Origin of the sequence: Mongoliitalea daihaiensis (assembly GCF_021596945.1) — a bacterium.
Taxonomy (GTDB): Bacteria; Bacteroidota; Bacteroidia; order Cytophagales; family Cyclobacteriaceae; genus Mongoliitalea; species Mongoliitalea daihaiensis.
In genome coordinates this window covers 2,901,331-2,927,918 of sequence record NZ_CP063779.1, presented here as the reverse complement: position 1 = coordinate 2,927,918, position 26,588 = coordinate 2,901,331, and the positions used below count along the sequence as shown (strand labels likewise).

General features: G+C 39.9%; 22 protein-coding genes and 1 pseudogene. 2 read left to right on the top strand and 21 right to left on the bottom strand.

What is annotated here, in order from left to right:
• Positions 1-9: 9 nt before the first annotated feature.
• From IPZ59_RS12405 to IPZ59_RS12340, 14 genes and pseudogenes are all read right to left on the bottom strand, one after another.
• Positions 10-1,746 (bottom strand): amidohydrolase family protein, encoded by a 1,737-nt coding sequence (locus IPZ59_RS12405; protein WP_236136365.1) that lies wholly within the window; start codon positions 1,744-1,746, stop codon positions 10-12.
• Between the two features lie 226 nt (positions 1,747-1,972).
• The gene (locus tag IPZ59_RS12400; protein WP_236136364.1) at positions 1,973-2,719 is read right to left on the bottom strand and encodes a hypothetical protein; all 747 of its coding nucleotides are present in this window, start codon (positions 2,717-2,719) and stop codon (positions 1,973-1,975) included.
• Between the two features lie 15 nt (positions 2,720-2,734).
• Positions 2,735-4,096, bottom strand: coding sequence for a hypothetical protein (locus tag IPZ59_RS12395; RefSeq protein ID WP_236136363.1), 1,362 nt, complete (start codon positions 4,094-4,096; stop codon positions 2,735-2,737).
• A gap of 35 nt (positions 4,097-4,131) precedes the next feature.
• On the bottom strand, positions 4,132-4,641 hold the full coding sequence (locus tag IPZ59_RS12390; RefSeq protein WP_236136362.1) for a hypothetical protein: 510 nt from the start codon (positions 4,639-4,641) through the stop codon (positions 4,132-4,134).
• Between the two features lie 199 nt (positions 4,642-4,840).
• Positions 4,841-6,130 (bottom strand): agmatine deiminase family protein, encoded by a 1,290-nt coding sequence (locus IPZ59_RS12385; protein ID WP_236136361.1) that lies wholly within the window; start codon positions 6,128-6,130, stop codon positions 4,841-4,843.
• A gap of 219 nt (positions 6,131-6,349) precedes the next feature.
• On the bottom strand, positions 6,350-7,105 hold the full coding sequence (locus IPZ59_RS12380; RefSeq protein ID WP_236136360.1) for a type II toxin-antitoxin system HipA family toxin: 756 nt from the start codon (positions 7,103-7,105) through the stop codon (positions 6,350-6,352).
• Between the two features lie 165 nt (positions 7,106-7,270).
• A pseudogene (locus IPZ59_RS20385) lies at positions 7,271-9,156 on the bottom strand (IS1634 family transposase).
• A gap of 204 nt (positions 9,157-9,360) precedes the next feature.
• Positions 9,361-9,843 (bottom strand): hypothetical protein, encoded by a 483-nt coding sequence (locus IPZ59_RS12365; protein ID WP_236136357.1) that lies wholly within the window; start codon positions 9,841-9,843, stop codon positions 9,361-9,363.
• 262 nt (positions 9,844-10,105) lie between these two features.
• Positions 10,106-12,517, bottom strand: coding sequence for a S8 family serine peptidase (locus IPZ59_RS12360; RefSeq protein WP_236136356.1), 2,412 nt, complete (start codon positions 12,515-12,517; stop codon positions 10,106-10,108).
• A 385-nt stretch (positions 12,518-12,902) separates the two neighbouring features.
• A complete protein-coding gene (locus IPZ59_RS12355) occupies positions 12,903-14,189 on the bottom strand; it encodes a type II toxin-antitoxin system HipA family toxin (protein ID WP_236136355.1) in 1,287 nt (428 codons plus the stop codon).
• Entirely contained in the window at positions 14,183-14,527 is a 345-nt protein-coding gene (locus tag IPZ59_RS12350) for a helix-turn-helix domain-containing protein (RefSeq protein ID WP_236136354.1), read from the bottom strand. Before IPZ59_RS12350 ends, IPZ59_RS12355 begins: the two co-directional genes overlap by 7 nt.
• A gap of 456 nt (positions 14,528-14,983) precedes the next feature.
• On the bottom strand, positions 14,984-15,139 hold the full coding sequence (locus IPZ59_RS20325; protein ID WP_394800743.1) for an agmatine deiminase family protein: 156 nt from the start codon (positions 15,137-15,139) through the stop codon (positions 14,984-14,986).
• A gap of 88 nt (positions 15,140-15,227) precedes the next feature.
• Positions 15,228-16,118 carry a hypothetical protein gene (locus IPZ59_RS12345; RefSeq protein WP_236136353.1) on the bottom strand — a complete coding sequence of 297 codons (891 nt, stop codon included), beginning with the start codon at positions 16,116-16,118 and terminating at the stop codon, positions 15,228-15,230.
• Between the two features lie 34 nt (positions 16,119-16,152).
• A complete protein-coding gene (locus IPZ59_RS12340) occupies positions 16,153-16,290 on the bottom strand; it encodes a hypothetical protein (RefSeq protein ID WP_236136352.1) in 138 nt (45 codons plus the stop codon).
• A 180-nt stretch (positions 16,291-16,470) separates the two neighbouring features.
• Here IPZ59_RS12340 and IPZ59_RS12335 point away from each other — a divergent pair, with 180 nt between their 5' ends.
• A complete protein-coding gene (locus IPZ59_RS12335; RefSeq protein ID WP_236136351.1) occupies positions 16,471-16,755 on the top strand; it encodes a type II toxin-antitoxin system RelE/ParE family toxin in 285 nt (94 codons plus the stop codon).
• A gap of 1 nt (position 16,756) precedes the next feature.
• Positions 16,757-17,056, top strand: coding sequence for a HigA family addiction module antitoxin (locus IPZ59_RS12330; RefSeq protein WP_236136350.1), 300 nt, complete (start codon positions 16,757-16,759; stop codon positions 17,054-17,056).
• A 137-nt stretch (positions 17,057-17,193) separates the two neighbouring features.
• Here the strand turns inward: IPZ59_RS12330 and IPZ59_RS12325 are convergent, their stop codons facing one another.
• The 7 genes from IPZ59_RS12325 to IPZ59_RS12295 form a co-directional block, all read right to left on the bottom strand.
• A complete protein-coding gene (locus IPZ59_RS12325; RefSeq protein ID WP_236136349.1) occupies positions 17,194-17,688 on the bottom strand; it encodes a YceI family protein in 495 nt (164 codons plus the stop codon).
• 120 nt (positions 17,689-17,808) lie between these two features.
• Positions 17,809-19,359 (bottom strand): hypothetical protein, encoded by a 1,551-nt coding sequence (locus IPZ59_RS12320; protein ID WP_236136348.1) that lies wholly within the window; start codon positions 19,357-19,359, stop codon positions 17,809-17,811.
• A gap of 112 nt (positions 19,360-19,471) precedes the next feature.
• On the bottom strand, positions 19,472-20,161 hold the full coding sequence (locus IPZ59_RS12315; protein WP_236136347.1) for a hypothetical protein: 690 nt from the start codon (positions 20,159-20,161) through the stop codon (positions 19,472-19,474).
• Positions 20,162-20,354: 193 nt separating this feature from the next.
• The gene (locus tag IPZ59_RS12310) at positions 20,355-21,185 is read right to left on the bottom strand and encodes a helix-turn-helix domain-containing protein (protein WP_236136346.1); all 831 of its coding nucleotides are present in this window, start codon (positions 21,183-21,185) and stop codon (positions 20,355-20,357) included.
• Positions 21,186-21,268: 83 nt separating this feature from the next.
• Positions 21,269-21,895, bottom strand: a complete 627-nt coding sequence (locus IPZ59_RS12305) for a response regulator (RefSeq protein WP_189586372.1) — start codon at positions 21,893-21,895, stop codon at positions 21,269-21,271.
• A gap of 197 nt (positions 21,896-22,092) precedes the next feature.
• On the bottom strand, positions 22,093-24,120 hold the full coding sequence (locus IPZ59_RS12300; RefSeq protein ID WP_236136345.1) for a tetratricopeptide repeat-containing sensor histidine kinase: 2,028 nt from the start codon (positions 24,118-24,120) through the stop codon (positions 22,093-22,095).
• Between the two features lie 190 nt (positions 24,121-24,310).
• The gene (locus IPZ59_RS12295; RefSeq protein WP_236136344.1) at positions 24,311-26,557 is read right to left on the bottom strand and encodes a Tex family protein; all 2,247 of its coding nucleotides are present in this window, start codon (positions 26,555-26,557) and stop codon (positions 24,311-24,313) included.
• Positions 26,558-26,588: the final 31 nt, after the last annotated feature.

Genomic DNA, 26,588 nt, shown 5'->3' with positions numbered 1-26,588 from the left:
GGGTTAAACTTAAGGCTTCAACACCTGCAATCGCTTCTCAATTACCTGATTACAGGGATAGATATCCAATGCTTTTTGGTAGTATTCGACTGCATTGGTTGTGTCCCCTTGCATCAAAAAGCATTCTGCATAGCTATCCCAAACGTTTTGACTATGTGGAAACAAGCGGGTATTCAAAGCAAAAATCTCCTGTGCTGATTCAGCATCTTTTTCACCATTCATACTTTGGTACCCCATACCGTTAAGTCCATATTCCAATGAAGCTAAGTGATAATGTTCTGAGAGGCTATCCAGTTTGGTTTCCAATAGATCCAATAATTCATCCAACTTTCCTTCTTCTGCCATAGGTCCCAAAAGGGTCATCACGTCAGGCAAAGCAGCTTTCCTTTTAGCATTGGCAAGCATATCATCCAATTCGACTCGATTGAATATCTTGCCTCTGAGAATCACACTCTCAATATCCCGGACTGCATTGATATCCTCTAAAGGATTGCTATTTAGCAGTACCAAACTTGCCAATCTCCCTTTTTCAACACTTCCAATTCGATCATTATTCATGACTTTAGCCGGATTAAGAGTAGCTGTTTGTATAGCCTGTAGTGGTGTCATACCTGCCTGCACGTAGATTTCCAATTCATCATGCATGCTAAATCCAGGGAAGGCCCAAGGATTGGGATAATCTGTACCTGCTATGATTTGGGCTTTACTTTCAATCAGGATAGTTAAAATCTGAAAATCATTTTGATACAATTGCTGCATCAACGCTAAACTCGGCATCATCCGTTGGCTTCCCATGGTCCGTCTTGGTTTCCAGTCCTCAGTCATATAATTAGGCAAATACGAAATCCTAGGGTCTGATGTGAAAACACTATCCTGCATAGACCTAAACCCCCTCATGGTAACCATGGTTGGAGAAAACCAATGTTTTGATAGGTCCGATTTTTGAAGCTTTTCTTTCATAACTGAAGAATTGAAAAATTTCAGCTCCCGCCTGAATGCTTCAAACTGATTACCAACCTCAAATAAACTATCTAATTGCTTGTTTTCTTGTTCAGAAATACCCAACTGGTGCAACCCATACAGATGTTCAGATGTAAGCATTCCTGCCGCAAGGGCGTCAAAAATAGGTACTGCCTCAGGAACATGCCCTGAAAATGGAACGCCCAATTCTGTGGCTGTTTTACCTATAGTAAAAAAGCAAGCACTATCCAACCTGGAATAAACCTTGATAAAATCTGCTCCTGCCCGAACTTGACACCTTACCAATGCTTCCGCAGCTGTGGGATCAGTCACTTCCGCAGAAGAAGGCCATATTTTAGGAGCCCCATCCGTCAATACTCCTGCCGAATATATATCAATAATAGGCTTTCCTGCCGCTCTCTCTTCGATCATTTTTCTTAGAATGGCCATATTCCCCCACATCTCCCTTGCACCTGTAATACCATTAGCCAGCATCAGGTCATTGGTATCTTCGTAGTTCCAGTTATTATGAACATGCATATCCCAAAGTCCAGGAATCAGGTATTTATCCGTTCCATCTACCACTTCAGTTCCTTTACTAGGCTTAATGGTTTTGTTATAAATGGCGGTGATTTCATCGCCATCAATGGCGACTGTTCGGTTAGGAAGCACTTCTCCTGTAACTACATCTATGACATTGACATTGGTGATCAGGAGATCATGGGAAGGGCTGGAGCAAGCAAAAAAGATCCATCCTAAGAGAGTGAAAAGTGTGAGTTTTTTCATGTGTTTTTGGTTTTGGGGTTCACGCAACGAGCGCAGCGGGATACGCTGCGAGCGCGACGATTTTAAAACCCTACCGTTGCGCTCGCTGCGATTTTATCGCTGCGTCCGTGGCGTGAAACCATTCCCCTAAATTTCCCTCTATTTCAAATTGCCCACAATACCCTAATGATGTGATAAAGAAGCAATCATGCTCGCCTTAACTAACCCTAATTAATTTTCTACTTCATCAAATAAGCCCACTCAAGTAGTTTATGAAAAAGCGGTATCCCCAATCTGTTTGCGGAATAGCAAATGCAAAAACGACCATAAGCAACAAGACCATTAATCCTATGAAAGCATATTTCGGAAAGCGCTTGAATTTAATCCAGTCATGCACCACCAATAGAATGGGAAGCAAGAAAAATAAGGCCACCAGCAGACCTAGCCCGGAACTTGGAAACACAAATGCTGTTGCCCGAGCGAGCGCTACCACCATAAATGCGAATGAACCGGTCAATACGGAGGTTCTATGAAGTACCGGATTTTTTCTAAATACAAGGGCTATTGCAATAGCACCTGTAAAAACCACAAGTGACAAGAGGTCTAGAAATAAGGGAAAAGATTGCCCTCTCATTTCGCTTATACTTTCCGGATCAAGAAGACCCATTCGTACAGACCTTGGTGTGGAATCAAGCACTACCTGAACACCGGTAAAAACCACCAAAACTGCTAAAAAAGCCATAGCGAATCCAAGCTTCCTATGAATAGATACCTTTCGAAGATTGATCAGTGCCGACTGCAGCACCAACAGCATAAACCAAGCAGTCAACACAATGCCGTGAATTACATAGACACTTGGAAGTTGGTCGAGCTGCCAACGTTCAGGCTGTTCGAAGAATGGCCTTAAATAAAAAGTTCGTGAGAACCCAATCAGAACAAAGAGCAAAAGCAGGATAGTGATGATAAGGTAAAACCGGGAGTGGTGTTGTTTCATAAAATGTCATTTACTTCAATACATGTAAGGAACTTCCGTTACCTTGTTAATCTTGCTTTTCATCAATCTAAAGTCTTTGATTTCGATGGGAACTCGTTTGGCAGAAATCAATAAAGAGTCATTGTTAAATATACCTTTAAAATCAACCCTGCTGGCGTCAAGCAAATCATAATACAAGACAATTCCGGCTTGTTTTTCAATGAGCAAAGAATCCATTTTATCAAAACTTCCCTGCTCTCTGTATATTTCCTGTATCTGCAACATCAAACGAACCTCATCATCGAATACAAAAATCCGTTTTTCATCAAAATCTGTGTACATAAATGCAATGCTGTCACGACTCATACGAACCGCGTTCCTGCCTCTTTCAAAAACAAACTGATTCCAGCGTGATGAATTACCTGATGAAAGCGTGTCATTGTTTAGTACAAAGGATTCAATATCATAAATACCATATAACTCTGCGGGGGTTCGGTTTAGGCTTCTAGTATAGATTCCCCAATATAGATTTAGTAAATAACCCACATGTACCACAATTACAATCCATTTGAAAACCAAGGCTGAGACTCGCATCCATCGTTTTTTGAATATCGGTGCTTTCTGAATTTTAAGTGATACTGCCTCCTCGAAAAAAAAGAATCTGTATAAAGATTTAATACTTGGGAGTAGAAGGAACAGGGCCATCAACAACATCATTGATGCGTAAACCTTCGCATGGATGTCATAGTTGATATTAATCGCTGCCACATTGGCCATTGCAGCCACAGTAAGAAGGGCACCAAAATTTGCTGTTCTACGGAAAAGTAGCAGCAATGCAGCACTTTCTGCCAAGCCCATAAAAAGGTTGTAGCCATAAGAGTATCCAAAAAAAGCCCATGCCAGGCTCATTGGAGACATATCACCTAAAGGCTCTGACAATTGATAAAAACCTAAATCGGGGAACTGCACTTTGAAAAACTTCTCCAGTGCAAAAGCCAATAAATTAAGTGCTAAGAAATACCGAATAATAACAGTGAGCCAGTAGTATTGAACATCTAGGTTCTTACGTGCACGATCAATCAAACTCCAAACTATGGCTCCAATGACAGAGAGAGCTATCATGGTAAAATAGAGTATGTATATGTAGGTGCTGTCGCTGTGATTCCCCGGTGTAGGGGTTAAAATCGGGTAATCGATACCAAACAGCTTGTCTCCTATCCAAAAAATGACCGGATCCAAAACCTTATTTAACTCTCCTAAATAGAATAGCCCCAACGAAAATGCATTGCTATACCAATCCAACAGGAAAATGAAGAGGACGGTAAAAATAAAGGCGAAGCGGAGGGACAGCTTTTTTGAAAGTGACCAGGTTGATGAATGATTCGACTGTATATCCATATTTACATTTCATTAAAAATTCATAGTACTTTCAATTAATCCACTTTGGAGGATAACATTTCAAAAACCTGCACCCACTGATCGCCCATTTTCATTTCCCCGATTTCATAGATCTGTCCTTTTTCATTTACCTGCATGGAAAAACGTAAGTTCTTGTTCATGAAATAGATGAATGCCCCGTGTTCAAAAACTCCTGAATAATCCCCTTCTGGGGTTAGCGTAGAGTACACACGAAGGGGAAAATTTTCGGCTTTTTCATCATAAGTCCCTAGGATCAGACTTTTGTGGTGTACCTCATCTTTCACTGTGGTGGTATTTTCCAGCATTAGGAGCCTCCCATCCAGTTTGAATTGAATGGTATAGGCATGATGCCATTCTGTTTGTTGACCATCCTCTGTCAACCTCCAGCCGATTCCTTTCCATTGCCCGATAAATGGCTCCCAATGGGTCATTCCTAATGGATTATATGCCTGAAGCCTATCAGATTGTGCGAAATCATCGCTGATAAACAAGAAAATAAACAGGGGTATAAATAAAGACTTCATATTAACAAGATCTTTTGTATCACGCAGAGAACGCTAAGGAAATCGAAGCGAACACAGCGAATTTAAAACCCTCACGTGGCGCTCGTTGCGTTTTTTCCGCTGCGCTCGTTGCGTGAAACTATTCCCCTAAATTTCTTTCAATTTCTAGTTGCCCACAATACCCTAATGATGTGATGGTTTGATAAAAAATCCCTAATTCTCAATTTACCTTAGGCACTTGCTTGGTGTAACAATGAAGACCTCCACCATCCCAATTATAGGTTGTAGCATCAATCCAAACCAAAGTTTTATCAGGGTATAGAGTTGAAAAGATTTCTTTTACGCGTTCTTCTTTTTCAGGCGAACTGCCTACATGCAAATAGGTGGGCAATAAAACCTTGTCATTTGAAATCAAAAAATTCAAATAAGAAGACGACGACAAATATTGAAGTGTATCTCCGACTTGAACACCCTGGTCAGAAGCAAAATACTCTTTGCCAATCGTAGAATCACTCATTGCCCATCCTTCTATAACCATGTTAGGCCTATGCCGAAGGTCTGGCATGGGAACCTTAATGATCTTAAAAGGCCTGCCATCTTGATCTTTTGCCTTGATCAAAATATCATACGTTTCCTTCATTCTCAGATAGTTTTCAGTATGAACAGGGTGCAAATCTTTTTCTTTTTCATCCACCCAGGCTAGAAGAATCGTATTGGCATTGGCGAATCGAATGTATTCATCCGTATGACCAGCGGTGCCCATAGTAACATATCCAGGAATGATGATTTTCGACACATCACCATCTTCTACTAGGCCTTTCCCTACCCAAATAAAATGATGAACACCCAATGTGCGCTGCAACTCCTGCTCCATGCTTTCCTTGGTTGAAGTCGGATTGACCATAAACATCCACTCTTCATTCAGCAATATGGTACCTTTACCATTGACTTCAATTGCTCCCCCATCTAGGTTCAATGAAGAAGTAATGACTTCGATACCATTCCTTGCTGCTATCAGGCTATCTGTTTTTTGATTTCGGTCAAAGAACGAGGCATATACCTTTGCTGAGTCAGGTTCTTCTCCTTTCTCAATTAAAAAGCGCTCAAAGAAGTCCTGATATGACCACCTGAAATCTACTGCCTTTTTCTCTCCCAACCCATTGATCAGATACACAGGCCCAATATCTCTTAAGGCTAAAGCCTGCCGAATAGGGATGGTCAAAAAAGTAAATGAAGCCGTATCTAGGCCATTTTCTACTAGATATTCCTTAAATACTTGAGGATTTTCGCTGGTATCTGATACAAATATGACAGAAGTGGAACATTCAAGCGCTCGTGCCACATCTGCTGCCAAGGGGAAAAACTCAGGTTCCCTTTCAGCCCAGCCCAATAATATAGCTTCCTGTGGTTCCCATTCAGCAGGATAATAAAAAATAGCAGGATCTCTTCGCTCTTGCCTGCAAGAGAAAATAATCACGATCAAAAAGACAAAGAAAATTAGATTTTTCATGGTGGAATTTTTTTTGATTCTCGCGACGATCGCAAAGTAAAGCGCCACGAGCGCTGCGACTTTTAAAATAATTCCATAGCGAACGTTGCGCTAAATCCGTTGCGCTCGTGGCGTGAACTTATACCCCTAAATTTCACTAAAAATCAAGTTGCCCACAATACCCCAATGATGTGATGTGTGAAGTTTTGAGAAATAGAAAAATTAATCGAAAAGCAGCCCCTACATCAACTTTACCAAAGTGGCGGCAATCGCTTCTGTAAGCTTTGAGTTCACTTTATATTTTCCTGCATAGCTCGTCCAATTGGAAACGACTTCCTGTACTTCCTGGATAATGCCTTGTGGGTTACGGATAGAATTTTGCTTGGCTATCGCCAAAAAATCCTCTAGCACAAAATCTTTCCTTTTGCCATTGATGCTCAGACAATGCTGACTGACCCAAACACTATCCGGCCTGTAAGCATGGCAAATATCATAGGCTGGAGAAAGACTCCATTTTCCCTTCTGATTCATTAGGAAAGCAAAGTTTTTGGTATGATCGTCACAATTTCGGGCCAGCACATTGAACACCATCCTGCGGAACAACTGCTCTGCTTCTGCATAGGTAAGCCGAAGTTGGCGCATGGTCTGAAACAGCTGTTCGTAACTGTAGCTACTGACATTATTAAAATCAAAATGCTGCAAAGCACAAAAAGTCTGCATGTGTAGCTTTTCGGTTCCGTTTACTCTATCAAAACGCTTAGTCATAAAATGAGCCCTACCCTCTTCTTCAATCAGCCTGCTTTCAGCCATTTCAATTCCAGCGTCTATCGCCATGGCATAATAAGCCATCTCCACCCGTCCATAACCAAAGGTCTCTCCAAACTGCGTATCATTGACCCCATCAAACTTGATCAACCAATGCTCAAATCCAGCCTCCTGCAAGGTCTGCCCCGATCGGATCATTCCTGTGGAAAAATAAAAATCCTTTAATATCAACTTGGGTTTAGTCGGCGGAATTTAGGAAAAATTCGTCGGCTCCTTTCTTTTTACAAGATTTGGACTTAAATAGTTTAAATCTGATATCCTAACCAAAACTTCCCATATTTTTGACAAAAAACTTTAGGTATAACCTGTTTACAGCTTGATTAACCCAGATTGCAGCTATCCGCCTGTAAGTGTCTGTAATTTGGGTGTTTCTTTTTTTTTGAGTTCAAGTTTGTGTACTACGGATTTTCTTTTTGTAAACGGTTGGTATTTGGTCTGAAGGATGTCTTAGATTTCTTTCAGGTTTTTGTTTGGAACTGTACACTTGCGTGTGGTAATGATTTTATCATAGGTGTTTTTCCCTGAAGTAGTGATGACCTTTTGTGTGTTGCCTATTCTTACTATTTCACCCCAGCAGCTTTTTATGCCATTCTGTTTGATCTGGTACCTCACTGTATTGACTATCCAATATGCAAGGATTCCCAGATGTAGATGTGCCATGGTGGCATCATCATTTTTATGGTAAATCGGTCTAAGGTCCAAGTCGGTTTGAGGGTGCGGAAGGCATCCTCTATTTCCCTGATAGTGTTATAGATATTCCAGATGATGTACTCCTCCTGCACATTCAGGTTTGTCCGTAAAAAATAGATGCCCGGGTTATCGGCTTTTGCCTGCTCCCGTTCCAGGTTTTTCTTCCATGACATTACTGTCGCCTGTTCTGTTTTAGGGTCACTTTCAACAGTGATCTCATAATAACACTGGACTGATGGATACTTTTCTTTGGCCCTCCCGATGCGCTGGTGGACTTTATCGGTTTTTTTGACCCCTCCCTTGCTGTTGAGAGCATGGTGTATTTTTTGCAGCTCCTGTTCAAACCTTTCTTCGAACTGTAGCTTCAGGCCTTTCTCTTTCTTCTCTTTGGAAGGGCTTTTGACTTCTAAAAAATAATCTGTGTTTTTTCCTGTGGACACGGCTCTGAGTCTGATGTTCTGCTTTGATTTTGTTTCCAGCAGAGTTGTAAGTCTGTCGGGCACATAGCTATAATCCTTGAGTTTTGTCCTGCTTACGCAGAGGTAGCTGTATCCTTTGCTCTAGATAAGATGCAGGTTTTCTTCGGTGGTTATGCCTGCATCGAGTACCACTACCGAAGGTCCTGTACAGGTGTGGACGGAAAGCTTTTCAATCATTGCGGCAAGTGTGTTGCAGTCTGCTATGTTTCCTTCCAGGATAGAGGAGTACTTGATAAACCCTTCCACATTCACTACCAATGCCAGCACAACAAGTTTTGCGTCTTTTCTTTTTTCCTTGCTCCTTCCGTATTGTGCCAGCTTACTGTTCGGTTTTTCTCCCTCAAAGTAGGTGTTGGTCAGGTCATAAAGGATGATCTTATCCTGTAGATCAAAGAGTTCATTGGTACGTTTGGAAAGGTGCTTTTCGAGTGAATCTTTGACCTTGTATAGCTCAAGCGCACTTTTGTACAGCTTGTCCTTGGTTATTTTATCCATATCATAGCCCGTAAGCTCACAGACTGCCGAGTTTTCCTTTATCCAACGGACAGTATTGAGTTCGGAAGCGGGGTATACCGCACGGGATACAACCTGTGTGGCTGCAAGACTTACATCTTCGGCGCTGAATCCTGCCGAAAGTAATAAGGGTGTAAGCTGTAGCTTCTCCCATGTCTGGAAAGCAATATTCTCTGCTCCTATTTCTCTGGCATTACTATGCTGGATGGTATCCATATCCACCATCCGTGACAGTTGCTGTTCCGACTTGATATCCAGCTTCTTGGAAGATACGATCCGATTCCAGAAGTCTTCAACATAGCGTCTAACGATTGGATCTTCCTCCAGGTCAAAAAGAGAAGCCTTGTGCTAATACTTCTCGGTAAGGTGCTTCTGTATTTTGTTGAGCTGCTCGGGTGCGGCATCTTCAATGAAACCTATATTCAGGATAGTGCGATGACATACCCTGTTGTCCGCATTACGGTAACTTCCCACCAGCCGGTAATACCCGCTCAGTCTTCCCGTGTCGGGATGTTTACGTAAAGAGAACTTGAAATACATGGTGTAAAGTAATGGTATTGAACCCCAAGATGCAATACCCTTTGTGTACTAAAAACTGAAAAATGGCCTTAAACTGCCTGTAGAAAAAAAAATCACGTACGGGGGTACAGGTAATCGGAGCTAAAAAAAGAAAATTTCCCGAAACTTTCTTTTTTAAACCCTAAAGCTGCAATCTGGGTTAAATTCCAAATGTACGTCAGTTTTTTATTGATTTTCCGAATGTTTGGGACAGGATTCAAAAGAAAATCGGGTAATTACTATCACCGGTAATTCAAAATAATCATAGATTTCCTTACATGGGCTATCATTTCTTACATCCGATATTTCTTCTTTCGACGCATATCTGTATTCAAAATAAATAGAAGAACCTTGCAGGCTTTCCAATAAAGTTTCATTAAAATTATAATCTGGAATTATTGCTTCAATCACGTTAAAATATTTTACAGCAGGTTCTGGATGCTCACCTCTTTGAATTTTCGGTATGGTTACACTTTTCCCAATTTTTTCTGCACCGAAAACCTCAATCCAAAAGGTTTTTCGATAACAGTCAGGAAAAATTAATCTATAATAAACAAATGGAATGGTCCCTTCAACGCATTGTCCTGAATTATCGTCTTCAGGATTAAGGCAGCCAAAAGTCAAAAGTATCAATAATACCTGACAAAAACCTTTCAGAAATTTTTTCATAGGGGCAGTTTAATGGTTTTCATTAATTCTTAGACGTAATTCTTGATAAACATGCGACAAGATTGTTTAATTATTTTTATGGTTTATTTATCCAAAGTAGTATTATAATAATACATCATTCATAGATTCAACTATTCTTATTGGTTTTTTTACTTTATATTTAATTGAAAGTTAACTCCACTTTAAGCCTTACTTTGGATCTAAATGTGTTTCGTCAAAAAGGAAACTATAAATAATTTCCTAAAAAGATGTGTTTTTTTCTTTATTCAATTACGATTTGCTCTCTTATCATTTCCCCGTCCACTATAACATGGATGAAATAAACTCCCCTTTTCAGGTGGCTGACATCAAATACAATTTTCGATCCATCCCTAAATCCCTTTGAAACTTCCCTGCCATCTGAATTCAGCAAAATTGCGGAATCAATAATTGGAGCATCATCTTTGGATACATCATGGGAAAGAGGAATCATTTCAATATTCAAAACATCACTGGTAGGATTGGGGTAGGCGACCACTGCAAATGAACTGGGGCAATTCCAGTTTTGTCTCAACAGGAAAAAGTTATAGTTTACACCCTGACCGCAGGAATTCGAAGATCTTGCGGAAATTGTAATTGAAGACATATTTGATGGGAAAGTAAAATCCATGGTATTGTTCCCAATCCAATGGGGGACACCCTGTGGTACAGTCCAAGTAGCGGCTCCTGCATTTCCACCAACAGGGGTCACATTAAGCCAATGGTTGCCGGGGCACAAAGATACAGATTGGCTTGGAAATACTGGCTGGTTGTTGACCCGCATATTTGTAATATGTGGTGTACCTACCCAGATATTTCTTCTGACATTGGCCTGACCTAATGGCCCTGTAAATGTGAATTCAATGGTTGCCTGACCTCCAAAATTTGAAGCCGCTCTTAGGGTGGCTGTTGTTCCGTTCCCACTGGTTGCAGCACCGCCACCGGTAGCAAAAAAACCAGGCGGGGTAACCTGCCATGAAGCTGTAGTATTTGGAATAGCAAAACTGGGAGTGTAATTATTATTGGAAGTGCAAAGAAGACTATTTCCTATGATGGTAGGTAAAGATGCCTTCAGTGCGGCTTCTAAATTTAACCTTCCATACCCAAAAGTATTGTCAAACCCGGAAGGCCCCATATCGGTGGCTGTGTTTCTTAAAATATTTCTTATTTGGGTCAATGTAAGATTCGGATTAACTGAAATCATCAGTGCGTCAGCTCCTGCAACCTGGGGTGCAGCACCTGATGTACCTCCGAATGTAAAGGTATAATTACCATTGTTGTAACCAAGATTACCCATTCTATCAGTTGTAACCAGATCACCCAGATTATTAACATTTCCCGTTGGTGCCACCAAGTCCATCTGAGGACCTCTGCTGCTGTAGTTCCAAATAGCTCCATTGCGGTCAATAGCCCCCACAGTTATTACCCCGTTTACATTTGCAGGAAAAGCCACTCCATTAAAGCAATCCGGAAAACCACATCCCTGAGTTGGATGGAAATTCCCTGATGAAAATATCACAGGGACTCCCAGGGCCACTCCATTCCGTACCCTTCCATTGTTTTGGGCATTGATAATAGCATTGATAACCGGTCCTGAATTAGGAAAATCTGTACCAGCAAAGCCCCAAGAATTACTGATTACATCAGCATTACCCTCATTAGGATTAAATGCCCAATTTATGGCAGCAGCGGCATTTTCAAATGTTATTACTGATTGAAAAAGTCCTGTAAAAGGATTAAATATCCAATTTGTAAAAATATTAATTGGAACTATAATACTGCCAGGAAAAACCCCTGAAATGCCAACATTGTCATGCGTAGCTCCTAAGATCCCAGCACATGCTTGGCCATGTCCAAGAACTACTCCTGGAGGGGGATTATTTACAGGAGCTCCACCCCCATTATTATTTGGAGAAGTAAATCCAGGGACAACCCTGCCAGCAAGGTCTTCATGTGCCTCAACACCATCATCAATCACTGCTACCCTGACGGGTTGCACTCCCCTGCTTATTGCCCAAGCTTGCGGAGCATTTATATCAATATTGTTTGGCTGGTTGAGATAATATTGTTGCGGAAACAACGGATCCGTAGGCGTAACGGATTGGTGCTTGACAATGCTTACAAGGAAATCAGGTTCACACCATTCTACTAAATCACTTTCGTAGATTTGATTTGATAAAAGGAATAAGTCACTGACATTATCAGGTTTTATCATTAAACTTCCATAATCATTTTTCTTTACAATTGTAAATTTATAATCCGTTACAGCCGAGATATCATCAATTTTTGATCCTTCTTTTGGAAGCAAATTGATTAATCCCGTAGGAATCATTAAGTTTTCTTTATGAAACATAATTGGAATCACATTAAAATCTTTTATGTCCTGATTTTTGATTATGGATTTATCAGAAATTTCAACTAGGAATTCTTTTCTATTCACGATTGATGTTAAATTTTTCAGGTTCCTAACGCTTTCTGGTAAATCAGATATATCTTTTATAAGTCTTTCATCTTTGGGAATCAAAACAGAGTGTGATGAATCAGTAGTCAAGACATATTTAGTTTTATACCCATAATAGTACAGGCTGTTTTCCTGTGCATTCAAATAACTGCTAAAAAAAGAAGCTATAATCAAAACAATTAGTTTTCTGTACATATAATTCTCAGGTTTTATTTTTTAATTGATTTTATCGAATAGTGGTTTTTGAATTTACTACCAAAAGTTATAAAACTTAAGATTTATTTTTTGGAATTCCAAAAATATAGCTCCTAGTAACACCCTGTAATACAGTAGTTTGAGACCAAAAAATACCTAAAAACCGAAGAACATTCTAAATACTTCGCAGGTTCTAATAATTATAAACTTATTTTATAGGTTAATTTAATGTTTTCCAAATAAAAACTTTTTTTTAGTTTCAAGAAAAATGATCAGGAACTCTTAAATTATTAAAAACGGATTTACTTAAGGAACCTCAATTCCCTAGCATAGAAATTATGGAAATATCTTTTAGGAAATAGAATCAATGAATAAAAATTCGCCCCTACACCAACTTTACCAAAGTAGCAGCAATCGCTTGCACAAGCTTTGAGTTTACTTTATACTTTCCAGCATAGTCCTTCCAATTGGAAACGACCACTTGCACTTCTTGGATAATTCCTTGAGGGTTTCGGATAGAGTTTTGCTTGGCAATGGCCGAAAAATCATCTAGCACAAAATCTTTCCTTTTGCCATTGATGCTCAGGCAATGCTGACTGACCCAGACACTGTCAGGCCTGTAAGCATGGCAAATATCATAGGCCGGAGAAAGACTCCATTTCCCCTCCCGATCCATCAGGAAAGCAAAGTTTTTGGTATGATCATCACAGTTGCGAGCCAAAACATTGAATACCATCCTGCGGAACAGTTGCTCTGCCTCAGCATAGGTAAGCCGAAGTTGGCGCATGGTCTGAAACAGTTGCTCATAGCTATAACTAGTAACATTGTTGAAATCAAAATGCTGCAAAGCACAAAAAGTCTGCATGTGAAGCTTGTCGGTTCCATTCACCCTATCAAAACGCTTGGTCATAAAATGCGCCCTACCCTCTTCTTCAATCAACCTGCTTTCAGCCATTTCGATACCTGCATCTATCGCCATGGCATAATAAGCCATCTCCACCCGTCCGTAACCAAAGGTCTCTCCAAATTGTGTGTCATTGACCCCGTCAAACTTGATCAACCAATGTTCAAATCCAACCTCCTGCAAGGTCTGCCCCGAACGGATCATTCCGGTGGCTTCATTGTATGCAATGATGGCTTTGGGTCTAGCTCCTCCCGCAGAAGTCCCCATCTTCAATACATTCAACATGACATCGCGCATGGCTTGGTCCGTATGCGTTTCAAATTGCTCCCTGCTCTCCAACAACTTTTTGGTTGTTTCGATCAGACTCGAGAGTTCCAGTAACTGCCCTTGCTCTTGGACTGGCAGCGTAGAAGGCTCAAACTCCAAGGCACCCATCCCCCTATTTCCTATGAAGCAAAGCAGTTCCACGGGATTCAGGGAGTTTTCCGGTCTACCATAGCGGGAAAGCCAGCCATTGATCAATTCATTTCCATAGCGATCGGGTAAGGAATCCGCCAACAAACCCGGAAGTCCTTTGAATGTTGCATTGCCTCTCAATTCAGGAAAACCATAGATACGATTACTAAGTGGCATTCGAACAGGCGAGATATCCAGTTTACCAGAGGCAAATCTTCGGTCATATTCGAAAAAAGCCAATTCCTGACTCTCATCCCATACCACCGCACCAATCCGTTGTCCCCAGAGCTTGACAAATGCCGTCCTTACCATCCCAGATCATCTTTAGGGGAAGATTTCTTGCTTTTGGAAGCCCTTTTCCACTTTACCTCATCTTCTTTGGCCAGCTGCATAGGACTAATAGGCTTAACCTCTTGAAAATGCTCCAATACATACAGTGCATCCAACACCCGAAGCACCTTCAATAGATTGGTCAGGGCAATATTCTCTCCCCTTTCCAATAAACTAAGTGTGGACCGACTGATAGCAGCCCGCTCAGCCACCTCGTCTTGGGTGAGGTTCTGCTCAATCCTGCGGGATTTGATAAAGCCACCTATTTTTTTGAGAAGCGCTCCATCACTTAAGTATGATATGTATGAAAAATCACTCATTATAGTACGAATTAAGCTACTACGACTTATTTTTCATACAAAAATATAAATTCTTATTTAAACAAAAAATACATTTTGAATGTTTTTTCATTCATTAATACGATTTTTATGTATTTATGAATGATATTTCATTCAAAATATTGAATCAATAAGTCATATATTGGATGTATGCAGATGACATACAATCAGTATAACATGCCAAATAGCCACAAAGGAATTCTTTTGCCATTCTCACTTTCGATATCTAGGGCAAGTTAAGCATTAGGAATACCTTGGATTTGATCAGTGGTTTTGCTAAATCCCCCTACCTCAAAAACATAAGCAACATCCATCATGAAGTCCCCAAACTTTGGACTAGTAACATGATGGACAGCACTCAGTTGATTGATAAAATAGTTTTTACAAAAAGCATTTTTAGAAAATAGTTTTTCAAGAAAGTATGATGTAAGCCCTGCTTTACTTCACCCCTCTCCTTTTGGGTTCCTGCTGTGTACTGCAATGAATCCCTCCACCTTGCCAATTCAGCGGCATGGCATCAACGAAAACAATTTCACGTCCGGGAAAAGCTTTTTCATAATTTGATATTTTTTTTTGTTCTCGCAGAGTGCGCAAAGTGAATCGCAACGATCGCAGCGACGTTTTATTGATCAACTTTGCGCTCGTTGCGTTTTATCTTTGCGTTCGTTGCGTGAAAAAATTTTTACCACTCATTCCATAATTCTTCAAAATAAGGATGGACCTCATCACGCAAACCTTCTAATAAGGCTTCATCTTCCAAAGTCTCCTGATTACTCGAGAGAAAGGACCAAAGATTAATCAAGACATCAGCGCCTCCTTCATTGTAAAGCTTTCGTGCAGCATTGTGAAACCTGAACTGATACCATCCATAATTGCGAGGAGACTGCATTCCTAATTCCCAATAGTTATTTTGAAACTGATCAAGGGTTCTAAAGCTATAATCGGATTGGTCTTCATTGGACCAATACATGGGCAAGAGCTCTAAAGCCCCTAGGAATTCACCTCTTTCTTCAGCAATGAAGGTATGTAGCATCAGGTTACACAGCATTTCCGAAAGCCAGCGTCTTTGGGTATTCAGCCCCGCTTTTGAAGCCCAGGCATGCCCGAGTTCATGGATGGGCAATAAATCAAAAAAATACCTGCTACTTACTTCATCATTTAGACTATAAGTCATTGGAAAAAGCTCTTTATACGGAGATGATAATGATGGGAAATCTGGGAGCTGCATCCTCCAAAATGTATTATCCTCTGCCGCTACCACTAATCTTTTTTCGTTAGGTATAAAGTGAGGCATTCCGTAAATCAAGTTTGGATCAGTGTAATGTGGCCAATCCCCCTTAGAAAGCACATAAACCTTGAATTCAACTTCCAAATCAGCTAAGGTTATTTGGAAAAAACTGTTGGCTTCATAGCAGATTTCACCTGAAAACTGGGCAGAAACTTCTTGGTCTTGACTGTAAAAAACAGCCGTTTCGCCAATACTCCATTCCAAGAGTAAGGGTTTATCCTGAGCATGGCTTAAGGAACAGAATCCTTGTAAAACCAGACAGAGTATTAAAATCCTCTTTCTCATATAAAAGGAATCTATAAAATCCAACATCATAATGCTAAACCTGTGCGATGGTTAATAGCCCTTTTAAATAATCAGACAACATCATAAATAAAAAAAGTACAGCACCCATCAAAGCGGCGCAGCCCCCTATCACACAGGTCTGGGCAAGGAAGTTTTCAGTTTGAACGTTCATAGTGTTGGTGGTTTGGTAAAACATTGAATATGAATACCCTATAAATGTACGAAAATGAAACAGTGCGGACAATACCCTAATGATGTGATATCGAGGCAAAATGTTTAAAAATCAAACAGTGTGTTGCGAAATTAAAAACAAGATACTAACTTTATACGTTAGTAACGCAAGGCAATACTGATGATAAAAGATTTTGGTGATAAAGAAACTGAAAAAATTTGGAACGGTATCGTTTCAAGAAAACTACCAAATGAAATTCAGCATACTGCAAGAAGAAAATTAAGAATGCTTCATAATGCCCAAAGTATTCAAGATTTGAGGATTCCGCCAGCAAATAGACTTGAAAAACTCAAAGGAAATCTATCTTCATTTTACAGTCTCAGAATCAATGATCAGTGGAGGATCATATTTGTATGGGACAATAATGATGCTTACCAAGTTCAAATATTAGATTATCATTCATAAAATGGAAAAGCTTAAAAACATTCATCCAGGTGAAATTTTATTAGAGGAGTTTTTAATTCCTATGAAAATTTCTGCTTACAGATTGGCTAAGGAAACATTTATTCCTCAAACAAGAGTTTCTGAAATCATCAAGGGCAATAGAAGAATCACAGCAGATACTGCTCTTCGACTAAGCAAGTTCTTCGGAACAAGTCCTAAATTTTGGTTAGGGTTACAAGATGACTATGACCTAGAAGCCGAAAAACTTCAAAAATCTAATGAATTGGATAAAATCATTCCTGTTGAAGATTCAGTTGTTTAAGGCTTTTTTTAAAAAAAGTTCACGCAACGTGCGCAACGATGAACGCTACGAGCGCTATGTGTTATAGAATTCTTTTCCGTGGCGACCGTTGCGTTTCCCCCGTTGCGGTCGTTGCGTGAAACCCTCTGCTACAAATTCTAAAATTCCACAAATATTCTCACCTCGTCAGAAAGAACCAAACTCTTCTCCCCCAACCCAAAATCCAAACGGTCAATCACAAACTCACCCTTAAACTTCTGCTGCTTTCCTGTTTGGGACAAAGTAAATGGGATCTCAACTTCCCTTTTCACATCCCTTATCTGCAACTCAAAAACCCCTATAAAGTTGTTCTTTCCCTTTGACTGAAAAGACTTGGATTCCAAACTAATGAAAGGGAATTTTTGGATATGGAAGTACTCTCGTCCATGTAAATGTTTATCTCTTAATTTGATTCCGGTTTGGATACTTTCCGGGTTGGCTTTGCCTCGGATACTCGATTGATCCAATTTCTTTGAATCAAAATCCACCTCCACCTCCCAATCTGAAATCGTTCCATCCACAATAATTCCCGCATTTTTGATTTTGAATTGGATAGGGCTTTTAGGTTTAACCGATTGAGCTAAAAGCAAAAACGGAACTAATGCAAAAACCAAAAACAATCGATTTTTCTTATTAATTAAGGTAGGGTTCACGCAGCTGGCGCAAAGAACACACAATGATCGCAACGGGGCTACAACAATATCTAAATATCCAATATCCATCAATATCAATGTTTAAAGCGTCAACAAATAAGCAATCAACGCCTTCTTGTCCATTTCATTCAACTCCATCCCAAATTCATGTCCCTTGACCGCTTTGGTCTTGACATCGTGCGGTTTGAATGCCGTGGGCACATAATCATCTTTCAACCGGGTCGGATCAAACAAATCCTCCAATTTGGCCAAGGAAGCATCATGCAGGAATGGCCCTCTGTACCACAAACCCAATAAAGACGGGATTTTGTAATAGCCTGTTCCTCTCCTTGTCTTCAGGGTATAACCTGGATCTGTACCCACAGAAATATCAAAGATGTCATACTTGTCATAATGTGCATCAGGCACCTCAAACCCATCAGCCGGAGTCAATTTGTTGTTTGTAAATAGTGGCGGGGTATGACAGGTCACGCAACCTTGTTCCGCAAAAATGATCTTACCCCGCTCACTGACAGCTGATGGTTTATAAGGATTTTCCGGTGGTGTCAATGAATAAACATATTTAGCAATCGCATATAATTGAGCCTCTGAGTGCCGATCATAAGTTCCAGGAAAAAAAATGGGCTGACCATTGTTCAAACGTTCTTTGGTCAAGCCCAGTGAATTATAGTCCCCATAAAAATTTAAGAAATCAAGCGCTTGATTCATAGCAATGTAGCGCATCATATCTTCTATATTTCTGTGTTGCCCTAGACCTCCATGGTCTAGGTATTTTCGGTCCTTTACACCAATCAAGTTTGGCGCTTGGGGTGGATATAAGATACTTGTTCCTTGTCTACCAAAAGCTCCTTCTGGAACTGCCTTATAGGCTTCCAAAATACTTTCTCTTCCACTGGCCATCAATTTCCCATGAGGATCACCTTCTACAAAAGCACTTCCGAAAAGGATATTTGTAATCCCTTGTACACCTGTTTCAGAAACTCCATCGGATTCTAATGCAAAGGCAAAGGCTTTATCTCCCGGCCAGTTTCCTTGAGCTCCTTTCAACAAACTACCATCTTCCATGACTCTGGTATGACACATAGCACAGGAAAGATTACCCAAATACACCTTGCCTTTTCCAGCTACTACCCACTGTGCAAACGGCATAATTCCTTCAGGTGTTAAAGGCATGCCTGTACTGGAATAAAAATCCGGATTGCGTACATGCTGGGTATTGATTATAGCTCCAAGGGTATCTATGGGGTAATCAAAGAGCAACTCCCCCGCTTTGATCCAATCTTCCTCCGTAATCAGGTTACTTTCATCAAATACAATTTCTGCTTCCTGCTCGTGCAACCAGTCCCAATAGCCTTCAGGTTCATGGTCAGGATGATAGACAGGATATGTTTTATAAATTACCCTTTCTGGAAGATTGTAATAGAATTCCTCCGTAACAGGCTGTGCCGAATACGCTGGATTTGAATTTGGCAACTCCCAATCCTTCATGGCTTCATCCGTCCAGATACGAGGGATATCCAAAACAGAAAAGTAAGATGTTCCTTGCTTACTCAATCCAAAAGCCAATAGGGGCAACAACATACAGCCATAGAGCCACATGGGAAGATTAGAAAGCCATTTTTTGATTTTCATTTGGATGCTTTATTATCAATTACTTAGACAAGTTACTGCTTTCGGATACCTACCACAATACCCTAATCATGGGATAAGACCTGGCAGGTTTTCAAAACCTGCCGGGTCTCTGTTACCAAATCCTCAATTCAACATCCTGTCTTGCCTTAGTTCTGGAAATCACCCTATACTCAAATCGCTGATTGGTAGCCGGTATCGTTCCTTCCGATTCAATCACCAACAAATAGTCTTCCTCAGACCTTGGCTTATTATATTCTTCGTAGCGGGAAGCCATTCCTTTCAAGGGATTTAGCCCTTGCAATTCAGGAAGAGTCAAAATACCATCAGCCATGGCCGTCGCCAAAAGATTTTTATCCACAAACCAAACAGGCATATTTGTTCCTCCTCCATAAGCAATGGCAGGAAAAGTTCCCATAGGAGCATCCGGTTCAATTAAACCTTTTCCTGCTAATGTCAATGGACAAAAAAATCCATTTGGAACATGATATAAATCTAGCAGATTAAATTCGGGATCAATGCATTCAACCTGACGCATCATCGGAATCACCACTCTTCCATTTGATTCCATTAGTAAAGCGTCTGGGCCCAGAACTGCAATTCTTGCATAAAAAGGAGGGCCAGGGTCATCTGCAGGGAACGCCAACTCGATAAAAGCTGGATTAGCTTTCATCCGTTCATACTCTAATCTTGCTTTTTCAAGCTCAGACAATACCGGCTCAGCATCATTATTGGCGCAAGCCAAAAACAAAAAGGATATCCCTACGAAAAGTTTGATGGACAAATAATTTTTAATTCTATACATGACTTTAAGAATTTAGGTTTTAAAATATTTACTGTACAAACCTAAAATCTGAACCATATAATGTATAGTAAGAAAACGACATGTTGAAGGAGAAGCGAGAGACGAGAAGCGAGATATTAAAATCAAGAGGCATGAATTAAGAAAAAAAGAGAATTGGAAAAAGATGGAGTGTCTCGTTTCTAATCTCTCGCTTCTAGAATCTTATTGCCGTCTGAAATCGCAACGGTTTTCTTTTCAATTCCTCTTCCATCATCGTAGGTGTGATTCCAGCAAATTCTTTAAAGTCTTTGATAAAATGCATTTGGTCATAATAACCTGATTGATAAGCAATTTCTGACCAATTTGGCACTTCGGATTTTTCAAAAAGTCTGTATGCATTGGAAAAGCGGATCAGACGGGCATAAACTTTTGGGGAAAAGCCAACCCTTTCTTTACACTTTCTTTCAAACTGTCTCAAGCTCAAGCAGGCATTGTCCGCTACCTGTGTGATGGGAATAAGGCCTTGATACTGAATCATTTCATTTAGGGCTCCATCGATTGGCAACAGTTCTTTGACTCTACTCAATTTCCCAAGCAAGTAATTCTCTATGAATTCACATGTTGTATCAAATGATTCGACTTGAGCACAACGCTCCACCAAATCATTGATATCATTCCCCAATAACTCCAGACCATCAAATCCATCATCAAAAATCTCTTCCATGGGCATCCCTAGCAATCTAAAAAGCCCACCTGGATGGAAACCTATCACCGCAACCCTATAATCAGCATTCACAGTCAATTCCATGCGAGTAAGCTGTGGTCCTACTATTACCGCTTTTGACCTTTCGATAAATTTATCTTCGGTGACTTTTCTTGCTTTAAACTTTTCCCTGATATACAGGAAAATACAGTTTTGGGGCGTAGGTGGATACTGACCAACAATCTCCCCTTCGCCAGACTCAAAAACATGATCCACCACAAAAATACTTTGGACAAAAGTTGTTAAAAGTGGATGGGGATCGAAAATTTTATACCTAATCATTATTGATTTTTATTTTAGATAAATGACAAACTAGGAAAAAGACCAAAAATTCAACCCAAGAATTTGAGATAGAAACCAAAGGCTTAAACCAACCCCTCATTAATAGCTTTAGAAACAGCTTCCGTTTGACAATGGACCTGAAGTTTTTCATAAATCCGCTTGATGTGTGTGCGCACGGTATCGATACTGATCTTACAATCAGCCGCTATCAATTTAAAACTATTCCCTTTGCTTAAAGAAACCAAGATATCTTTTTCACGCTCTGTTAACCCATAATCTGTGAGTTGCTGGGGCCGCTGCATAGACTGAATAACCAACTTGGCCACTGCAGGCGACATTGGCGCTCCTCCTTCCAAGATTTCCTCCACAGCATCAAACAACCGATTGGCTATATGTTTTTTCAGTAAATACCCCGATGCACCTACTTTGATGGCATTGAGTACATTATCGGAATCATCAAATACCGTCATGATAAGAATATAAACCTCGGGAAATAGTTTTTTCACCAGACGTGTAGCATCTATTCCATTTCTTCCAGGCATATCAATATCCATCAATATCAAATCTGGACGATGAACTTTCACTTCTGCCTCTACATTATTGGCATGGTCAAATGCCCCCAACAATTCCATACCCTCCATGATTTGAAGCATACAACTGATACTTTCACGGAGGAGGTCATTATCTTCGTATAAGAGTACTTTGATCATTACTTTCCCTAAATTAGTTTTTGTGTTTCAAAAAAGATATTTGTAGATATTGGATATGCATAGATATTGTCATTAACATAGTTGATCCTAGTGCAATATCTATTCAATATCAAAAAATATCCATCAATATCAATTCTAAGCATTAAATATCCAATTTTGCTTTCAAAAAATAAATCCCCTAATCATGTGATATCTAGCTAAGCAATTGGAGCACTAAGTTGAATAGAAGTCCCCATTTCCGGAAAACTTTCGATTACCATATTCCCTCCCATCATTTGTGCTCTTTGCTGCATATTGAACAACCCATTTCCTTTTTTTATCAACGTTTGATCGAAGCCTTTTCCATCATCTTTGATCAACAGATTTAATTTTCCTCCTTGTACTGTCAAGCGAATATCCAAATGTTGGCTATCGGCGTATTTGGCAGCATTATTTAAAGCCTCTTTGAATATTAAAAACAAGTTTCTTCGTTTCTCTAGGTCCAATTTGATTTCCTTCGCCCCTTCGCTGACTTCAAATTCATAGGTGATTTCTTTGGGCTCTAACATCTCAGCTGCAAATTCCTGCATTTTGCTTAACAATTGATCGAGGTTATCATTATCAGGATGAATAGACCATACAATATCACTGAGCTTATCCATCATGGTGGCAGTTTGAGTATTGATTTTTGAAAAAACAGGATTGCTACCATTCGTTTCCCTTTGCAAGGCCATTTGGGACAGTATATGAATGCTGGAAAGGGTGCTACCCAAATCATCATGTAAATCTCTTGCGATCGCATTACGGAGGCGTTCTACCTCCAACAGCCGCTTGGTTTTGCCTACGATACGATATTTATTGACTAAAATACCCGCCAAAAGAATCAAAAAGAAAAAGATGGCCATAATCAAATTTTGATTGGCTTTACGTCTGGACAATTCTAATTTATCCAATTCTTTCTCGGCTTTTAAAAGATTAATTTCATTTTCTTTCAGATCCAAAGCATACTTGGACTCAAATTCTTTAAGTTGTGCACGTAAAGCTTCCATACCTACCGAATCTCGATAAGTATATTCTTTGGTCTGTGCCATCAATGCTTCTTGATATCTCCCCTTTTCTTGATAATATTCCTTTAAGTTTTTGAAGGCTGTAATTGCATCAAAATACTGCTTTTCACTTTCAGCAAGTTGAGAGGATTTCAATAGGTTGGCATAGGACTCTTGATCCATCGAGAGCATTCTTTGAACTTTTCCAATATCTGTTAGTAATAATGCATCCATTTTGGATATCCCCGCCTCATTCAAAATCTTTTGCGCTTCTTTAAATTGACCCAAAGCTTTTTGATAATCCCCCATTTTTTCATAAGTCTTACCCAGATTGATCAATGCTATACCCTTTTGATCTTTAAGTCCCAAGGACTCATTAATCTCGCTAGCCTGGATAAAAAACTCGATGGCTTGATCGTAAGAACCTCTATCTGTATAAATATTTCCAATGTTTGACAAAACTACTGCCTCTCCCCTTCTGTCATTCAGCAACTTTCTATACTCCAAAGAGCTCAGAAAATACTTCTCTGATTCACTATAATTTTTAAGCTGATAGTTAATGCTTCCAAGTAAGTTATATACAAAGGATAATCCAGTCTTATTTTGAGTTTTTTCAAAAATCTCTAATGCCTTGTACGCTGACTCCACCCTTAATTTTTGATCATCCAAACTTTGATAAACATTGGCCATATTAATGTAAAGACCTGCCACATTATCAAGACCAATCAATGACGGGTCAAGTACAGAAGCTTTTTTGTAATTGTCCAATGCTAAATCAGCCTTTCCAATTCTATTAAAATGAATTCCTAAACCACTATAAAGGTTATATGCAAGCTTGTGATCACTTGGATATGACTTGATTATTGACTCTGCTTTTTCAAAATAATAATTAGCAGAATCCAAACTACCTGTTGCTGAATAGTTCCCTGCTAACCTAATAGCAGCTGTAGCTTTCAGTCTATTAAAATCAGGATTATTTTTCATAGCCAAAGCTGCAAGAAAATTGGCTTTGGACTGTTGGAGATTTGTACGTTCTAGTGCTATACCCAAATTTACTAATGCTTTAAGATGCAAGGTATCTTGGTTGTTTTTACTGATAATATTCTGAAGGCTATCAATTAATGCCTGCTGGGCAACAAGTTGATCAGGATTAGAAACCCATAAAAAAAGGCAAATCAAGAAAACGACAGAATTTTTCATAACTAAAAAGGGTTTTCGTTATTAAAATTAAATCATTTATTTAAAAAATAAAAAATTGATATCCAAAAACTTCCTTAGCCATCTAGGAGAAAAATAAAAAAGTCTGCTGACTTCCCCTTTCCGGATAAATCAACAGACTATCAATTACTTAATGTGTATTAGGGAAAATTAAAATCAGCAAAAGTAGAGATTATCTAAACTTCCCTTTAAGAAGCGCCAATTTAGAAGCGAAATCTCCCGCCTCTTCTACTTTTTCCTTCTTTGGCTGTGACTTTTGACTGGGTTTACCTCGTTCTCCAAAAGGATCCGATTTCATACTCAAACCAATTCTTTTTCTAGCTTTATCCACCTCCATCACCGTCACCTCTACCTTTTGGCTGACACTTACCACTTCTGTTGGATCTTTGATAAAGCGGTCTGCCAAATGACTTAAATGAACAAGTCCATCTTGATGAACCCCTATATCTACAAATGCTCCAAATTTCGTGATATTGGTAACAATACCTGGTAACTTCATTCCTACTTTCAGATCCGTAATTTCATTGACACCCTCTTGAAAATTAAATACCTCAAAAGTCTCTCTAGGGTCTCTACCCGGCTTGGATAATTCCTCCAAAATATCCTGCAAAGTCGGCAAACCTACATTATCAGATACATAATTTTTTAAATTTATTTTGGAACGGATTTCCTCCGACGCCATCAAATCTACTACTTTCACACCTAAATCAGCCGCCATTTGCTCTACCAAGGCATACCGCTCCGGGTGAACCGCAGATGCATCTAAGGGATTTTTGGCATTCCGTATTCTCAAAAACCCGGCAGCCTGTTCAAATGCCTTGTCTCCCAAACGAGGTACCTTTTTTATTTCACTTCGACTCTTAAATGGACCATTTTCATTCCTATAATTTACAATGTTTTGTGCCAAAACAGATCCTAAACCAGAAACATACGTCAACAACTGCTTAGAAGCCGTATTTACTTCCACTCCTACTCCATTCACACAACTCATCACCGTATCGTCCAAGGAGTTTTTTAAAGCAGATTGATCTACGTCATGCTGATACTGACCTACCCCTATAGATTTTGCATCAATCTTCACCAACTCAGCCAAAGGGTCCATCAATCTTCTCCCAATAGACACAGCTCCTCTAACAGTCAAATCAAAATCTGGGAATTCCTCTCGTGCCACGTCCGAAGCAGAATAAATGGAAGCTCCACTTTCATTAACCATCGTCACAATAACATGCTTAGGCAGTCCTAATGATTTTACAAAAGCTTCCGTCTCCCTGCTTGCTGTACCATTTCCAATGGCAATAGCCTCAATTTTAAATTTCTCAACTAAATGCCTCACCGTAGCACCTGCCTCAGCTAGTTTTCGCTGGGGCTCATTCGGGAAAATCGCATCATAACTCAACACTTGCCCTTGTGGACCTAGGCAAACTGTTTTACAGCCTGTTCGGAACCCTGGATCGATGGCCATCACTGATTTTTCTCCCAAAGGCGCTGCCAAAAGCAGCTGACGCAAGTTTTCGGCAAATACCTTAATAGCCTCTTCATCCGCCTTCTTTTTGGTATACAATCGCACTTCTGTTTCCATAGAAGGCTTCATCAAACGCTTATAGCAATCTTTAATAGCCAATCTCACGTGATCAACTGATGAATTTGCAGCATTTTCTAACACCATCGCTTCCATCAAAGCAATCGCTGAAAACTCATCAGGACAGGAATCCAACATCAAAAACAATTCCTTCTCCCCTCTTCGCATGGCCAAGACTCTATGCGAAGGAGCTGTTTTAATCGGCTCTGACCAGTCAAAATAATCCTTGTATTTGGCAGCTTCCTCTTCTTTTCCTGGAATGACTTTACAGGTAAATGTCCCCTCATTGATAAAGAGATCCCGCATTTTTTTCCTCAGCTCTACATGCTCATTCACCCGCTCGGCAATAATATCTCGTGCACCTTGTAAGGCTTCCTCCATAGAGGCTACCTCTTTCTCTTCTGAAATGTATTTTGAAGCTTCAGCCTCCAAGGCTATGGAATCCTGAATAAAAATCACATCAGCTAAAGGTTCCAGACCTTTTTCTTTGGCTATTGTTGCCTTGGTTCTTCTTTTTGGCTTATAGGGTAAATACAAATCCTCCAAAACTGCCATCGTCTCGGCAGCCTGAATGTTCTTCTCCAAATCTTCTGTCAACTTTCCTTGCTCTTGAATGGACTTGAGAATGGCTTCTCTTCGTTTATCCAACTCGCGCAGTTGTTGCATGCGGTCGCGGATAGCTGCCACCTGCACTTCATCCAAACTTCCTGTAACCTCTTTTCTATAGCGGGAAATAAAAGGAACAGTCGCTCCTTCGTCCAATAATTCAATGGTATCGGTAACCTGCTTTACTTTTATTTGAAGCTCGTTAGCAACTTTTAGAAAGTGATTTGTATTCATAAGTCTAATTTTCAAACGGGCCGCAAAGTAC

Coding starts and splice junctions, on each gene's coding strand:
- IPZ59_RS12330 (WP_236136350.1), top strand. CDS start 16,757: ATGGAAAAGCTTAAAAACATTCATCCAGGTGAAATTTTATTAGAGGAG.
- IPZ59_RS12395 (WP_236136363.1), bottom strand. CDS start 4,096: ATGGATATACAGTCGAATCATTCATCAACCTGGTCACTTTCAAAAAAG.
- IPZ59_RS12320 (WP_236136348.1), bottom strand. CDS start 19,359: ATGAAAATCAAAAAATGGCTTTCTAATCTTCCCATGTGGCTCTATGGC.
- IPZ59_RS12335 (WP_236136351.1), top strand. CDS start 16,471: ATGATAAAAGATTTTGGTGATAAAGAAACTGAAAAAATTTGGAACGGT.
- IPZ59_RS12385 (WP_236136361.1), bottom strand. CDS start 6,130: ATGAAAAATCTAATTTTCTTTGTCTTTTTGATCGTGATTATTTTCTCT.
- IPZ59_RS12345 (WP_236136353.1), bottom strand. CDS start 16,118: ATGAGAAAGAGGATTTTAATACTCTGTCTGGTTTTACAAGGATTCTGT.
- IPZ59_RS12315 (WP_236136347.1), bottom strand. CDS start 20,161: ATGTATAGAATTAAAAATTATTTGTCCATCAAACTTTTCGTAGGGATA.
- IPZ59_RS12305 (WP_189586372.1), bottom strand. CDS start 21,895: ATGATCAAAGTACTCTTATACGAAGATAATGACCTCCTCCGTGAAAGT.
- IPZ59_RS12300 (WP_236136345.1), bottom strand. CDS start 24,120: ATGAAAAATTCTGTCGTTTTCTTGATTTGCCTTTTTTTATGGGTTTCT.
- IPZ59_RS12360 (WP_236136356.1), bottom strand. CDS start 12,517: ATGTACAGAAAACTAATTGTTTTGATTATAGCTTCTTTTTTTAGCAGT.
- IPZ59_RS12365 (WP_236136357.1), bottom strand. CDS start 9,843: ATGAAAAAATTTCTGAAAGGTTTTTGTCAGGTATTATTGATACTTTTG.
- IPZ59_RS12310 (WP_236136346.1), bottom strand. CDS start 21,185: ATGATTAGGTATAAAATTTTCGATCCCCATCCACTTTTAACAACTTTT.
- IPZ59_RS12390 (WP_236136362.1), bottom strand. CDS start 4,641: ATGAAGTCTTTATTTATACCCCTGTTTATTTTCTTGTTTATCAGCGAT.
- IPZ59_RS12295 (WP_236136344.1), bottom strand. CDS start 26,557: ATGAATACAAATCACTTTCTAAAAGTTGCTAACGAGCTTCAAATAAAA.
- IPZ59_RS12405 (WP_236136365.1), bottom strand. CDS start 1,746: ATGAAAAAACTCACACTTTTCACTCTCTTAGGATGGATCTTTTTTGCT.
- IPZ59_RS12340 (WP_236136352.1), bottom strand. CDS start 16,290: ATGAACGTTCAAACTGAAAACTTCCTTGCCCAGACCTGTGTGATAGGG.
- IPZ59_RS12400 (WP_236136364.1), bottom strand. CDS start 2,719: ATGAAACAACACCACTCCCGGTTTTACCTTATCATCACTATCCTGCTT.
- IPZ59_RS12350 (WP_236136354.1), bottom strand. CDS start 14,527: ATGAGTGATTTTTCATACATATCATACTTAAGTGATGGAGCGCTTCTC.
- IPZ59_RS12355 (WP_236136355.1), bottom strand. CDS start 14,189: ATGGTAAGGACGGCATTTGTCAAGCTCTGGGGACAACGGATTGGTGCG.